Source organism: Albidovulum sp. (assembly GCF_049646345.1).
Lineage (GTDB): Bacteria > Pseudomonadota > Alphaproteobacteria > Rhodobacterales > Rhodobacteraceae > Albidovulum.
This window is the reverse complement of record NZ_JBARVQ010000404.1, coordinates 1-14,169: the sequence shown is the minus strand read 5'-3', so window position 1 is coordinate 14,169 and position 14,169 is coordinate 1. Positions and strand designations below refer to the sequence as shown.

Here is a 14,169-nt window from a genome sequence, read left to right as displayed (position 1 = left end):
TCTCGGCCTCGTCGAAGGACACTTCCGGCGGCAAGGGCAGGCCGAGCAGGCGGGCGGCTTCGGCCAGCACGTCCTCGGGCGGCGAGGGATCGTCATCGGCGACATTGTAGATGGCACCCGGATCGGGTTTCGCGATCGAGGCCGCCAGCACCGCCGCGATATCCTCGACATGGATGCGGCTGAAGTATTGGTTAGGCCGGATGATGCGGCGCGCGGTGCCATTCTTCACCTTTTCGAACGGACCGCGGCCCGGCCCGTAGATGCCTGCAAGGCGGAAGATGTGAAGCGGCAGACCCGCGCTGTTTGCCAATGCCTGCCACTGGCTTTCAGCCAGCACCCTGATGCGCCCGCGTTTCGTGCCGGGGGTCAGCGGCGTTGTCTCATCCACCCAACCGCCCTGATGGTCGCCGTAGACGCCGGTTGTCGAAAGATACCCCACCCATTTCAGATGCGGCGCGGCCTTTGCGATGGCATCGCCGTATTCGGCAAGAAACGGGTCGCCGTCATCGCCGGGCGCGATAGAGGCGAGGATATGGGTCGCCCGCGATATGGCGGGGCGCAGGTCCGCGCCGGGCCAGAGCAGGGCCTCAACCCCCTGCCCGGCCAAACGGTCGGCCTTTTCCGCCCTGCGGGTCGTGCCAATGGTGCTCCAGCCTGTGAGGCGGCGGGCGAGGGCTGCGGCGGAATAGCCGTGGCCGAGTGAAAGAAGCGTTCCGGTCATGGCCGGACTATTTCGGCTTGGGCGGAAAGGCGCAAGATGACAAAGCGTTACAGAAATGATTTTGGATTGTTGATTCTGTAACGTATTATCGACCAACGAACGGAGGAGGCATGCATGTATTCTCAGGGTCTGATCGGGGCCGATGGCAGAAGCGGGGAAACCGAAGCGTTCCTTGCCGAATTTCAGGCCCGCATCGACGCCGAGGAAAAGATCGAACCGAAAGATGCGATGCCCGAGGGTTATCGCCGGACCCTGGTGCGCCAGATCGGCCAGCACGCCCATTCCGAGATCGTCGGCATGCTGCCCGAAGGCAACTGGATCACCCGCGCGCCGTCCCTGAAGCGCAAGGCCGCGTTATTGGCCAAGGTTCAGGATGAGGGCGGGCATGGGCTCTATCTCTATTCCGCGGCCGAAACACTGGGCGTGACGCGGGACGAGATGACCGGGGAGTTGCTGGCGGGCAAGGCCAAATATTCGTCGATCTTCAACTATCCGACGCTGACCTGGGCGGATATCGGCACGATCGGCTGGCTGGTTGATGGTGCGGCGATCATGAACCAGATCCCCTTGTGCCGCTGCTCCTTCGGGCCCTATGCCCGCGCGATGATCCGCATCTGCAAGGAGGAATCGTTCCACCAGCGGCAGGGCTACGAGATCATGCTGACCCTCTGCCGGGGGACCGAGGCGCAAAAGGCGATGGCGCAGGACGCGCTGGATCGCTGGTGGTGGCCAAGCCTGATGATGTTCGGGCCGCATGATTCCGACAGCCCGCACACCGAACAGTCGATGACGTGGAAAATCAAGCGCTTCACCAATGACGAACTGCGCCAGAAATTCATCGACGCGACGGTGCCGCAGGCAAAGTATCTGGGATTGACGGTGCCGGACCCGGAGATGCGCTGGGACGATGCGCTGAACGAGGGCCGCGGCGGATACCGGCACGGTCCCATCGACTGGGGCGAATTCTGGCGCGTGGTGAAGGGTGAGGGCCCGATGGCCCGCGACCGGATCGCGGCGCGGAAAAAAGCCTGGGAGGATGGCGCCTGGGTGCGCGAGGCGGCTTTGGCCCATGAGGCGAAGCGTGCGGCACGAGAACTGGCGGCAGAATAGCAGGAGAGCGCCGGGGGCGCTGCCCCCGGACCCCCGAGGTATTTTGGCCAAGATGAAAGGACAGACGATGACAGAGACACCGCTTTGGGAAGTGTTCATCCGGCCCCGGAACGGGCTGGCGCATAAACATGTGGGATCGCTCCATGCCGCAGATGCCGTGCTGGCCTTGCAGGCAGCGCGCGATGTCTACACGCGGCGCGGCGAGGGCAATTCGGTCTGGGTCGTGCCATCGGCGGCGATCACCACGTCGGACCCCGATCATGCGGGTGAGATGTTCGATCCGACCGGCGACAAGATCTATCGCCACCCGACATTCTACGAGATCCCCGACGAGGTGGGGCATATGTGATGCAAGAGGGCCTTCTGGAAATTGCCGATGATTGTCTGGTGCTGGGTCATCGCCTCTCGGAATGGTGCGGCCATGCGCCGATGCTGGAAGAGGATCTGGCGCTGCCGAATATGGCGCTCGATATGATCGGCGTGGCACGGGGGCTTTACGCGCGCGCAGGAGAGTTGGAGGGCGCGGGGCGGGGCGAGGATGATCTGGCCTATTTTCGCGGTGAGCGGGAGTTTCGCAACTGCCTGCTGGTGGAGCGCCCGAACGGCGATTTCGCCCGGACGATGCTGCGCCAGCTTTACTTTGCGGCGTTCATGAAGCCTTTCTGGCAGGCGACCTCCGCCTCCGGCGATCAGGTCATACGCGGCATTGCCGCCAAGGCCGCGAAAGAAGTTGCCTATCATATCCGTCATGCCGGGGAATGGGTGATCCGACTGGGCGACGGAACCGAAGAGAGTGCCGCGCGGATGGGGCAGGCTGTCGAGGATCTGCATCGCTACACCGGGGAAATGTTTGAAAGTTCACCCGCCGCGCAAGCGGCCGAGACGGCAGGGCTGTTGCCCCGCCGCACGGAGATGCGGCCCGATTGGGGCCGGGTCATCGGCATGATCTTTACCGAGGCGGGGCTGACCCTGCCCGAAGGGGTTGTCATGCAGACCGGTGGCCGCGCGGGGCTGCATGGCGAGGGTCTGGGCCATATGCTGGCCGAGATGCAGTCGGTCGCCCGCACCCATCCGGGGGCGGTCTGGTGATCGATCTTGCAAAGGCGGCGGAAGTTGCGGCCAACGTGCCCGATCCGGAGATCCCGGCGGTGACGGTCGGCGACCTTGGCATCCTGCGCGGCGTGGTGGCCGATGGCGATGTGGCGGTGGTCAAGCTGTCGCCCACTTATTCCGGCTGCCCGGCGGTTCTGGCCATCGAACTGGCGGTGGCGGCGGCTTTGCGCGACGCGGGCATTCCGGCCCGGATCGAGCGGGTCATGGCACCTGCCTGGTCGACCGACTGGATCACCGAGGAGGGGCGCGACAAGCTTTGGGCCTTTGGTATTGCGCCGCCCATCGCGGGCGGCAAGGCCACACTTTTCGCCGCACCGGAGGTGGCCTGCCCGCGCTGTGGATCACAGGCGACCGAACGGGTCAGCGAATTCGGCTCAACCCCCTGCAAGGCGCATTATCGCTGCACCGGTTGCGGCGAACCGTTCGACTATTTCAAATGTATCTGAGGGGCTTTTATGGCGTTTCATGAACTGGCGATCCGCGAGGTGCGCCCCGAGACGGATGAGGCCGTGCAGCTGGTCTTTGAGGTGCCCGAGGCATTGCGCGACACCTTCGCGTTCACACCGGGCCAGCATCTGACGCTGAGGGCCGAGGTCGGGGGCGCGGATATCCGGCGGTCCTATTCCATTGCCTCGGCGCCGGGGGCCGATCTCAGTGTCGGAGTCAAGCGGGTCGAAGGCGGCCGGTTTTCCGGCTTCGCTCAAGGCTTTCAGCCCGGCGACCGGGTGCAGGTGATGCCACCCGAGGGGCGGTTCATATGGCGGGGCGAAACTGACGTGCTGCTGATCGCGGTCGGGTCGGGCATCACGCCAATGATGGCAATAGCCGCGGCGGTGCTGGAAACTGGCGGGCAGGTGACGCTGGTCTACGGCAACCGTTCGGTCGAGACGATCATGTTTCGCGCGGCCCTCGATGCGCTGAAGGACCGCTATCTAGAGCGTTTCACAATGATCCATATTCTCAGCCGCGGGGCGCAGGATGTGGACGTTCTGAACGGGCGGATCGACGCGGCTAAAATTGCTACCCTCTCGGCAGCACGGGGGATTGATCTGAAGGCGGCCAAGGGGGTGTTTCTCTGCGGACCTGGCGGCATGATCGATGAGGTGACGGCAGCCCTTACCGCAGAGGGTGCGGCGCCGGACCGTATTCATCAAGAGCATTTCATCCAGTCGGGCGAGGCGCCCCGCGCGCCGTCGCGGGCAGCCGCGAAAGCCGCGGCGGACAGTGTGACAGTGGAAGTGCTGATCGACGGGCGGCGGCGGCAGTTCCGCTATGAGGAGCACGATACCGGCATCATCGATGCTGCCCAGCGGCAGGGCGTCGACCTGCCCTGGTCCTGCCATGGCGGCATGTGTTGCACCTGCCGCTGCAAGGTGATCGGGGGTCGGGCCGAAATGGCGGTGAACTATTCACTGGAGCCATGGGAACTGGAGGCAGGTTTTGTGCTGGCCTGTCAGTCGCGGCCGTTGACCGACAAACTGACCCTCGACTTTGACGCGACCTGAGCCCCGGGGAGTTTAGCGCCGCTCCATACCCGCGCCCCGCGCTCACTCACACGAAGACGAAATCGCCCTTGTCGATATCGCCGAGCGAGACGCCGTCGAGGGTGATGACATGGCCGTTATATTCGACCTCGACCCCGCCCGACACTTTGGAGATGTCGAGAGCGGCGAATTTGGCCGCTTTGCTTCCGCCCGACACGCCGGCAAGCTTGATCACATCGACCCCGTCCCGGAAATCGGCGATCCGGTCAGCCTCGCCACTGGTCAGCGCGGTGAAGATGAACACATCCGCCCCCGACCCGCCATGCAGCGTATCGTCGCCCGACCCGCCATAGAGCCGGTCCTTGCCCGACCCGCCTTTCAGCACGTCGTCGCCCGACCCGCCATAGAGCCGGTCCTTGCCCGACCCGCCATGTAGCCGGTCGTCATCGGTGCCGCCCGATAGCTTATCATAGCCGCCCGCGCCATAAAGCACATCGTTTCCGCCATTGCCGTAAAGGACATCGCCCGCCCTTTCCCCGTCGATCCAGTCGTCGCCCGCGCCGCCATCGACCCGGTCATGGCCGCGCCCGGCCTTGATCCGGTCATTGCCGTCACCGCCAAGGATACGATCATCCTCCGTCCCGCCATAGATCAGGTCGTTGCCGTCGCCGCCGTCGATCGTATCCTCGCCCCGCTCGCCCCGGAGCGTATCCTGGCCCAGCCCGCCCTGAACAAGGTCGTTCTCGCGGCCCGCATAGACCAGGTCGTCGCCATCGCCGCCGTCGATCGTATCCTCGCCCCGCGACGCCCAGATGAGGTCGTTGCCATCCTCGCCCGCAAGCAGGTCGTTGCCCGTCCGCCCGTACAACGCATCATCCCCGACCCCGCCCAGAAGCGTGTCCGACCCCTGGCCGCCATCGAGAACGTCGGCACCCGCGCCGCCATCGAGCCTGTCATCGCCAAGCCCGCCCGTCAGCGTATCGTCGCCGCCAATGCCCTGCAGATGGTTGCCCCCGTCGCTGCCGGTCAGGACATCGGCAAGCGACGTGCCCCGGGCGTTCTCGATGCTGATCAGCGTATCGGCATCCCCGAACCCATCCGTCGCAGTCCCCGCCCCAAGATCCACACTCACCCCAAATACACCGCCTGCAAAAACATCACGGTCGTAATAGGCCCAATCAAACCCTGCCCCCCCGTCGAGGCTGTCATTCCCGGCCATGCCACGAAAGAAATTGTCGCCTCCGTCGCCGGTCATCGTATCGTTATAGGCCGAGCCCCGGATGCCTTCGATGCCGATCAGCGTATCGGTGCCGTATGCGCCCGCGATCGCGGTTCCCGCGACCAGATCGACGATAACGGCCTGGCTTGCCTTCTCATATCCCGCTTCATCGATATCAGCACCGCCATCAAGGATGTCGTCTCCATCGTCGCCGATCAGATAGTCATTGCCCGCCTCGCCATGCAGCTCATCCGCGCCGCTGGAACCTGCGCCATTGTCCAGCCCGCCGACCAGCCTGTCATCGCCGGTCCCGCCGAAGATTGTGTCGTTGCCCAGATCGCCGCGCAGGACATCATTGCCGCTGTTGTCATCCGCCACGCCCGGGAACAGATCGTCGCCGGTGGTTCCAACCCAAATCGCCATGTTTTTTCCTAGATTTCGTCCGGAAATGCCGTCCGCGTTCCCGACACAAAAGCCCCATCCCGCAGGCAGGCTAGATCGTCACCTGTTTCGGCACAATTTGTCTGTTCTGGCAGGTTTATCCCATGCACAATGCACCCCAAAGCCCGCATTGGCCCCGCAAGAGAAACAATAAGGGTCATTACACGCGCTTTGCGTCGTCTTGTCAGCGACTCGCCGGGCAGAATCATGCGGCGGGACTACGCCGTCAGCTGGTTCGGGCCGGTCCACAAGTGCTTTGCGCGGATCGGAACGATCTTTGGCTTGCGAAGGCTCTTTTGCGTTCGGCTGGCCGGACAGACGTGGCGTGAGGCAGGACATTCGCGACCATGGATCGGGTCATCCCTTTGGGATGGCCATCCGCTGCCGGATTCATCCCTTCGCGCGGACCTTTTGCAGCAGCGGCATCAGATCGGCCATTTCGGGCCCGTGTGGCTGGCCGGTCAACGCGTGGCGCAAGGGCATGAAAAGGCCCTTGCCCTTGCGGCCGGTCTTTTCCTTCACCGCTGCGGTCCATTCGCCCCAGGTCGCCTCGGTAAAGGGCGGCGCGGGCAGAAGCGCCATCGCCTCGGCCACGAAATCGGCGTCCTCTGCGGCGATCACCGGCTCTGCTCCATCCCGGCAAAGTGCCCACCATGCGCCAAGATCATCGAGCTTGGTGATATTCTGCGAGGCAACACGCCAGAAGCGTTCGGCCATTTCGGCTGGTACGCCGAGGGCCGCAATCCGGTCCTTCACCGCCTCGAAGGGCAAGGCCTGATTGCGGGCGCGGGTCAGAGGCCAGAGATCCTCGGCATCGAACTTGGTCGGGGCGGCACCGAACTGGCTCAACTCAAACCCGTCGGCAATCTCGTCCAAGGACATCATCAGCTCAACCGGCTGCGAAGAGCCAAGCCGCACCATCAGGCTCAGAAGCGCTTCTTTCGCCACACCCTGCGCCCGGAGGTCACGCAACGACAATGTGCCAAGCCGCTTCGACAACCCTTCACCCTGCGGGCCAGTCAGCAGCGAATGATGCGCGAAGGCGGGCGGGGTGCCGCCGATGGCCTTCATGATCTGCACCTGGGTCGCGGTATTGGTCACATGGTCCGCGCCGCGCACGATATGGGTGATGCCCATGTCGATATCATCGACGGAGGACGCGAAAGTATAAAGCACCTGACCGTCGGCGCGGATCAGCACCGGGTCCGACACGGACGCGGTATCGATCGACACATCGCCGAGAATGCCGTCGGTCCATTCGGTGCGTTGCTGGTCCAGCCGGAAGCGCCAGTACCCGTCGCGCTCGGCGCGCAGCTTGTCTTTCTCTTCCGCCGACAGGCCGAGCCCGGCGCGGTCATAGACCGGCGGCTTGCCCATGTTCAGCAGCTTCTTGCGCTTCAGGTCCAACTCGGTCGGCGTCTCGAACACCTCGTAAAGGTCACCCGAAGCACGCAATTCGCTGGCCACCTCGGCGTAGCGCCCCAGCCGCTCGGACTGACGCTCCACCCGGTCCCAGGTCAGGCCCAGCCATTCGAGGTCCTCTTTGATCCCGTCGACATATTCCTGCTTTGAGCGTTCCTGATCGGTGTCATCCAGACGCAGGATGAAGGTGCCGCCGGTCTTGCGGGCGATCAGGTAGTTCATCAGCGCGGTGCGCAGGTTGCCCACATGGATATAGCCGGTGGGCGACGGGGCGAAACGGGTCACGGTCATGGAATGGTCTCCTGTCGCGCCCCCTCTTTCACAGGACGCGCATTTTGTCCATATGAGGAGGGGTTAGGAGACACGTATGAATGACTGGCTGGGGCGCACCGCGCCCGACCTTTTCACAATCGAACAGATGGCGCGGGCAACCGTCGCGGACCTGCCCGCAGAGTTCGCGGCCCCTGCCCGCAACGTCATGGTTCGGATCGAGGAGTTTCCGCCGGAGGATTTCCTCGACGATATGAATATCGAAAACCCGTTCGAACTGACCGGGCTTTATGACGGCATTCCGATGACCGAGAAATCGGTGATGGATGTCGTTGACCGGCCCGATACGATCTGGCTTTTCCGCCGCCCGATCCTCGACGAATGGGCGGAACGCGGCAATGTCTCGCTCGGCCAGCTGGTCGCCCATATAATGGTCCATGAACTCGCCCACCATTTCGGCTGGTCGGACGAGGATATCGCCCGGATCGACCGCTGGTGGGAGTGACTCGCCCCGCTCGCTTGCTGTCCCGGTTCAGGGATCACTGGCAGCTTGTCGCGCTGACGGCTTTGGTCTTTCTCCACTGGAACACCTATGCCGCGCTGCCGCTGAAGATCCTCACCGTCTTCCTGCATGAACTGTCGCACGCAGCCGCCGCCGTCGCGACCGGCGGAACGGTCGAGGAATTTACGATCGCGGGCGATCAGAGCGGTCATGTCCTGTCGCGCGGCGGCAATCCCTTTGTCATCTGGTCGGCGGGCTATCTTGGCTCGCTCTTCATCGGCATGGCGCTTTTCATGCTCGCGGTTCGCACCCGTGCCGACCGGGTTTTCATGGCGGCGCTCGGCGTTCTTCTGCTTGCTGTCACTGCACTCTACTTCCGCACACCCTTTCCACTGATCTTCGGCGGCATCGGCGGTGTCGCCATGCTGGCAAGTGCCGCTTGGTTGGGCAGGGCCGCAAACGACCTTATGCTTCGCGTCATTGGGCTGACCAGCCTGATCTATGTTCCCTACGACATCTGGTCCGACACAATCGCTAGGTCCGGCCTGCGGTCGGACGCGCGCATGCTGGCCGAGTACTATGGCGGGGCAACGGTTCTCTGGGGCGGTCTCTGGCTGATCATCAGCCTCGTGATGATCGGGATATGCCTGCGCTACGGTCTTGGCCCCAGCAGCAGTATCGCATTTCGCACCTCCCCGGCCTTACCGTCAGAGCGGTCCGTTAACACAAGAATGTGATCAGCACTGCTGACCAGCGTCGCTTAGGCTTTCCAGAACACTTCAGGGAGGCTGCCATGACCACCAATCTTACCCGCCGCCACGCGCTTATGGCCGGGGCCGCCGCGCCGCTTGTTGCCCTTTCTGCCGCGCCTGCCCGCGCAAAGGCTGAGATGAAGGGCATGGCCGCGCCGCTCTTCAGCCGCTTCAAGCATGGCGATTTTGAGGTGACGACGCTTCTGGCCGGGACGCGGGCCGTGGAAGAGCCGCAATCAATCTTCGGCATGAATGTGAGTGCAGAAGACTTTGCTGCCGTCTCGGATGCAGCCCATCTGCCGATCAATGCGGCGCAATTCTTTTTCACGCCCACGGTGGTAAATACCGGCGAAGAACTGGTGCTTTTCGACACTGGTCTGAATGCCGAAGGCATCACGGCGGCATTGGCCGCAGCCGGATACACGCCCGATCAGGTCGATAAGGTCGTCATCACCCATATGCATGGCGATCATATCGGCGGGCTGAACTCGGATGCAGGCGACACGTTCCCCAATGCAAGCTACGTGACAGGTGCGACTGAGCACAATCACTGGTCGGCAGCGGGCAATGAAGGCTTCGACGGCAAGGTCAAACCGCTCAATGACAAGATGACCTTCCTCAATGATGGTGGCAGCGTTACATCCGGCATCACCGCGATCGCCGCCCACGGCCACACGCCGGGCCATATGGGCTACATGATCGAAAGTGGCGGCAAGGGGCTGGTGCTGATCGCCGACACCGCGAACCATTATGTCTGGTCGCTGGCCAAACCCGACTGGGAAGTAAAGTTCGACATGGACAAAGCCGCCGCCGCCGCCACACGGCGCAAGATGCTGGGCATGATCGCCGCCGACCGGCTGCCCTTCATCGGCTATCACATGCCCTTCCCCGCCACCGGGTTTGTCGAGGCCGATGGCGACGGCTTCCGCTATGTGCCGTCCTCGTACCAGCTGATGCTGGGCTGAACGGGCATCCGCGGGCCGTAATCCTTTTCGTTACGACCCGCGGATGTGGCCGTGCGATTTGTCTGACGCCCTCCAGCAGACGTTGTGAGGGTATCATGCGTGCCGCCTTGAGCAGCGCCAGACGTGGCTACGGAAGCGCACCGGAAGCTGCCAAATGTAACACTTCCACGACAAGAAGACTGACAAGGAGCCACGCAACAAAAAAGGCTGCATGTGCGGCGAGGCGTCTTCTGATCTTCGCATGCACCGTACGATCCATCGCGAGAACACGTAGCCCGAAGAGCGAAAACGCCGCGAGGTTTCCCTGCATGAACAACGCAAACAATGCGGTCAGATACATGACTGCGATATTGGTTGGCGCACCCTGCGCGAGCAGAAAACTTGCCACACCTCCGGCGACCACGGCAGGCGCTGCAAAAAAATTTTGAACCTTGATCATGCCCTTTGTGTCCGCACTCAAGAGCGTTGAATAGGCCAGTGCCCCCCAAACCGCACAAAGGGTCCAAACTGCCCATTGTGCGTCAGGAAGGTACTCTATGAAATACACTGTCAAAACGGCGAACAATCCTGTCGAGGCTTCAATACTCATCGCTTTCCCTTTGTGCAAAACAGTGTGCGGGATACCTGATATAGTATTCAGGCAACAAAATGCAGCTTTAGATTGTGTTTTCGGGGTGAGATCTCCAAAACGAACAGGTCCGCCTGCCCTCCAGTCAGCCTCCGTCGCGCCAGCGGTTGACAATCGGATAGCGCCGGTCGAGCCAGAAGGCCTTGCGGGTCAGGCGTGGCCCCGGCGCCGATTGAAAGCGCTTGTATTCGGACAGGTAGATCAGGCTTTCGACCTTCTTCACTATGTCGCGGTCGAACCCCGCTGCGACCACTTCGGCCACAGACTGGTCGCGGTCGACCAGCCGTTCGAGCACCGCGTCAAGCACCGCATAGGGTGGCAGGCTATCTTCGTCCTTCTGATCGGGGCGCAGTTCGGCCGAGGGCGGCTTGTCGATCACCCGCGGCGGAATGACCTCGCCCGCCGGGCCCATCATCCACGGCCGGTGATTGGCATTGCGCCAGTGGCAGGTTTCGAACACCCGCATCTTGTAGAGGTCTTTCAAGGGGTTATAGCCCCCCGCCATATCGCCGTAGATCGTGGCATAACCAACTGCCACCTCGGACTTGTTGCCCGTAGTCAACAGCATCTCGCCGAATTTGTTCGAGAGCGCCATCAGCAGAAGCCCACGCAGCCGCGACTGAATGTTTTCCTCCGTCAGACTCGGAGCGGTCCCCTCGAACAAGGGCCCCAGTGCCTCAGTCACCGCCGCGCGCGGGCCCGAGATCGGCACCGTATCCAGCCGGCAACCCAAGGCCTTTGCGACGCTGCCGGCATCCTCGAGCGAATGGGCCGAGGTATATTCCGAGGGCAGCATGACACAGCGGAGGTTTTCGGGCCCCACCGCATCGGCGGCGATGGTGGCAACAAGTGCTGAATCCACGCCGCCCGACAGACCCAGCAGCACTTTGCCGAACCCGGTCTTGCCCAGATAGTCGCGCAGGCCCTGCACCATGGCGCGGTAATCCTGTTCCCATTCATCGGGCCGCGCGTCGAGTTCGGTGCGGACAGCTTGCCAGCCCGTTTCGCCACGCTCGAAATCCACATGCCGGATGCACGCGTCAAAGACCGGCATCTGCAGCGCCAGTTCCGCGCCGGGGTTCAGTACGAAACTGCCGCCGTCAAAGACCTGATCGTCCTGCCCGCCGACCATGTTGAGATAGACGAGAGGCAGCCCCGTCTCGATCACCCGCGCGACCATCACGTTCACCCGCACCTCGTATTTGTTGCGGTAATAGGGCGAGCCGTTCGGCACGAGCAGGATCTCGGCCCCGGTTTCGGCCAGCGTCTCGGTCACATCGTCATACCAGGCATCCTCGCAGATCGGGGTTCCGATGCGGACGGGGCCGACCTGATAGGGACCGTTGATCGGGGCCGAGACAAAAAGCCGTTCTTCATCAAAGACCGTCTCATTCGGCAGATGGTGCTTCAGGATGCGGGCCGCGACCTTGCCGTCTTTCAGCACGTAGTAGGCGTTATAGAGACCGCTTTCATCGCGGTAAGGGCCGCCGATGCCCAAAGCCGGGCCATCTGCGCAGGCTTCGGCCAGCCGCTCGATCTCGGCCATCGCGTCGGCCACGAAGGCGGGTTTCAGCACCAGATCCTGCGTCTGATAGCCAGTGATGAACATTTCGGTCAGCGCGACCATATCCGCCCCGGCTGCGCGGCCTTCTTCCCAGGCGGCGCGGGCCCTGGCCGCATTCTCAGTCAGCGCGCCAACGGTCGGGTTGAGCTGGGCAAGGGTCAGGCGAAAGGTCTCGGACATCGGCAGGTTCCATATGGTTTCCCCCCTCTTAGCAGACCCCGGCCCGGGGAAAAGCCATTGCCCCTTGGCAATCAGTCGCTTTCCGCCTGTTTGGATGACTTGTCAGGGCGCTGCACGGCTACTAGGCTCAGCCCCAAGCGACAGGACATGGGACCGGGCGGCGGACGCGAAGATCAGGCGACCAGAGCGGCCATGAAACCCGAAGGACGATTGGGAAGAGAGGCAGACCATGACGGGAAACGGTGGCTCGGGAATTCGGACAGCGCTCGCACTGGTGATGGCTCTTGCTGCCGGACCTGCTTTGGCGCAGGAGGTCCAGACCAAGGAATACGAAGACGGCGGCATCTACGAGGGCACGTTCAAGGACGGCAAGCAGCACGGCCGTGGCACCTACCAGCTGCCGAACGGCTATGTCTATGAGGGCGACTGGGTCGAGGGCGAGATCCTTGGCACAGGCACTGCGCGCTATCCGAACGGGTCGGTCTACGAAGGCCAGTTCGTCATGGGCAAGCCGCATGGCAAGGGCAAGATCACCTTTGCCGATGGCGGCGTCTATGAGGGCGACTGGGCCGAGGGCGAGATCGAGGGCCAGGGCACCGCGTCCTATGAGAACGGATCGACCTATACCGGCGGCTTTCGCAAGGCGCTGCATCACGGCACGGGCCGGATGGAAACGCCGGGGGGCTATACTTATGACGGCGACTGGGTCGACGGGGTCAAGGAAGGCAAGGGCAAGATCACCTATCCCGATGGCGCCACCTATGAGGGTGACATGCTGCGTGGCCAGCGCGCCGGTCAGGGCAAGCTGGCCCTGCCCGACGGACTGACCTATGAAGGCACCTGGGCCGGGGGCGAGATGAGCGGTGACGGCACGCTGACCCAGCCGAATGGCGATGTCTACGAAGGCCGCTTTGCTGCGGGCAAACGGCAGGGGCCGGGCAAGGTCACCTATTCCAACGGCGATGTCTATGAAGGCGAGTTCGCGGCCGATCAGCGCCACGGCAAGGGCGCCTTCCGGGGCGCGGACGGCTATGTCTATGATGGTGACTGGGTCGAGGGGCGGATCGAGGGCACAGGCAGTGTCACCTATCCGGACGGCTCGGTCTATGAGGGTCAATTCGCGACCGATCTGGCCAACGGCCAGGGCAAGATCACCTATCCTGACGGTGCCACCTATGAAGGCCAGTGGAAGGATGGCGTGATCGACGGGGCCGGGGTCGCGCGCTATGCCAACGGGCTGGTCTATGAAGGAAGCTTCAAAGCGGGCAAGAACCACGGGAAAGGCACGATGACCTATCCTGACGGCTATTCCTATACCGGCGACTGGCAGGACGGTCAGCGCGGCGGTCAGGGGGTTGCGACCTACGCCGATGGCACCGTCTATACCGGTGCGTTTGAAGGCGGCCAGCGTCACGGGACAGGCGAAATCGTGATGCCTGACGGCTTCCGCTATTCCGGCGGCTGGAAGGCGGGCGAGATCGACGGCGACGGGGTGGCGACCTATGCCAATGGCGACGTCTATGAGGGCAGCTTCGCCGCAGGCAAGCGCCAGGGACAGGGTGTCATGCGCTATGCTTCGGGCGAGGTCGCGTCCGGCACATGGACCGACGGCGCGTTGACCGAACCGGAAGCGGAGGGGGCGGCGAACTGAGCGCCGTTTAATACGGGAACTGGCCATTCGCGGCAAGTTCGAACGCGATTCTTTCCGTGATTGGGAGGCGGGCGAAGTTAGGCCGTGTTGACAAAAGGGATTCACATCGCGCGCTGCGTGTGATTCAAGCTGGTATCTGCAATGGAG

14 protein-coding genes are annotated in these 14,169 nt (G+C 63.0%); 9 read left to right on the top strand and 5 right to left on the bottom strand.

The genetic code is table 11. From position 1 onward, the window contains the following. A partial coding sequence (locus tag WBB85_RS09920; RefSeq protein WP_432638458.1) for an SDR family oxidoreductase occupies window positions 1–721 on the bottom strand: 721 nt, incomplete at its 3' end. A 114-nt stretch (window positions 722–835) separates the two neighbouring features. On the opposite strand from WBB85_RS09920, the gene paaA reads away from it, so the two are divergent. The 5 genes from paaA (at window position 836) to WBB85_RS09895 (ending at window position 4,449) form a co-directional block, all read left to right on the top strand. After that, a complete protein-coding gene (gene paaA / locus WBB85_RS09915; RefSeq protein WP_432638457.1) occupies window positions 836–1,831 on the top strand; it encodes a 1,2-phenylacetyl-CoA epoxidase subunit PaaA in 996 nt (331 codons plus the stop codon). A 67-nt stretch (window positions 1,832–1,898) separates the two neighbouring features. Continuing rightward, window positions 1,899–2,180, top strand: a complete 282-nt coding sequence (gene paaB / locus WBB85_RS09910; protein WP_432638456.1) for a 1,2-phenylacetyl-CoA epoxidase subunit PaaB — start codon at window positions 1,899–1,901, stop codon at window positions 2,178–2,180. Continuing rightward, window positions 2,180–2,920, top strand: coding sequence for a 1,2-phenylacetyl-CoA epoxidase subunit PaaC (paaC, locus tag WBB85_RS09905; protein WP_432638455.1), 741 nt, complete (start codon window positions 2,180–2,182; stop codon window positions 2,918–2,920). Before paaB ends, paaC begins: the two co-directional genes overlap by 1 nt. Further along, a complete protein-coding gene (gene paaD / locus WBB85_RS09900; protein WP_432638454.1) occupies window positions 2,917–3,390 on the top strand; it encodes a 1,2-phenylacetyl-CoA epoxidase subunit PaaD in 474 nt (157 codons plus the stop codon). Before paaC ends, paaD begins: the two co-directional genes overlap by 4 nt. Before the next feature lie 9 nt (window positions 3,391–3,399). Then, window positions 3,400–4,449 (top strand): 2Fe-2S iron-sulfur cluster-binding protein, encoded by a 1,050-nt coding sequence (locus WBB85_RS09895; RefSeq protein ID WP_432638453.1) that lies wholly within the window; start codon window positions 3,400–3,402, stop codon window positions 4,447–4,449. 46 nt (window positions 4,450–4,495) lie between these two features. Here the strand turns inward: WBB85_RS09895 and WBB85_RS09890 are convergent, their stop codons facing one another. Both WBB85_RS09890 and gltX read right to left on the bottom strand, forming a co-directional pair. Continuing rightward, entirely contained in the window at window positions 4,496–6,070 is a 1,575-nt protein-coding gene (locus WBB85_RS09890) for a calcium-binding protein (protein WP_432638452.1), read from the bottom strand. A gap of 408 nt (window positions 6,071–6,478) precedes the next feature. Next, on the bottom strand, window positions 6,479–7,801 hold the full coding sequence (gltX, locus tag WBB85_RS09885; protein ID WP_432638451.1) for a glutamate--tRNA ligase: 1,323 nt from the start codon (window positions 7,799–7,801) through the stop codon (window positions 6,479–6,481). A 76-nt stretch (window positions 7,802–7,877) separates the two neighbouring features. Here gltX and WBB85_RS09880 point away from each other — a divergent pair, with 76 nt between their 5' ends. Genes WBB85_RS09880 through WBB85_RS09870 form a run of 3 tightly spaced genes read left to right on the top strand, consistent with a single transcriptional unit; the run spans window position 7,878 to window position 9,999 of the window. After that, window positions 7,878–8,285, top strand: a complete 408-nt coding sequence (locus WBB85_RS09880) for a metallopeptidase family protein (protein ID WP_432638450.1) — start codon at window positions 7,878–7,880, stop codon at window positions 8,283–8,285. Next, a complete protein-coding gene (locus WBB85_RS09875; protein ID WP_432638449.1) occupies window positions 8,282–9,019 on the top strand; it encodes a M50 family metallopeptidase in 738 nt (245 codons plus the stop codon). The genes WBB85_RS09880 and WBB85_RS09875 overlap by 4 nt, the downstream gene beginning before the upstream one ends. 56 nt (window positions 9,020–9,075) lie before the next feature. Beyond that, window positions 9,076–9,999, top strand: a complete 924-nt coding sequence (locus tag WBB85_RS09870; RefSeq protein WP_432638448.1) for an MBL fold metallo-hydrolase — start codon at window positions 9,076–9,078, stop codon at window positions 9,997–9,999. Between the two features lie 127 nt (window positions 10,000–10,126). On the opposite strand, the gene WBB85_RS09865 is transcribed toward WBB85_RS09870, so the two are convergent. Both WBB85_RS09865 and WBB85_RS09860 read right to left on the bottom strand, forming a co-directional pair. Continuing rightward, window positions 10,127–10,588, bottom strand: coding sequence for a hypothetical protein (locus WBB85_RS09865; RefSeq protein ID WP_432638447.1), 462 nt, complete (start codon window positions 10,586–10,588; stop codon window positions 10,127–10,129). A 124-nt stretch (window positions 10,589–10,712) separates the two neighbouring features. Beyond that, window positions 10,713–12,371: an NAD+ synthase gene (locus tag WBB85_RS09860; protein WP_432638446.1), complete on the bottom strand. Its 1,659-nt coding sequence runs from the start codon at window positions 12,369–12,371 to the stop codon at window positions 10,713–10,715. A gap of 229 nt (window positions 12,372–12,600) precedes the next feature. On the opposite strand from WBB85_RS09860, the gene WBB85_RS09855 reads away from it, so the two are divergent. Further along, window positions 12,601–14,022 (top strand): 2-isopropylmalate synthase, encoded by a 1,422-nt coding sequence (locus tag WBB85_RS09855; protein WP_432638445.1) that lies wholly within the window; start codon window positions 12,601–12,603, stop codon window positions 14,020–14,022. Window positions 14,023–14,169 lie beyond the last annotated feature (147 nt).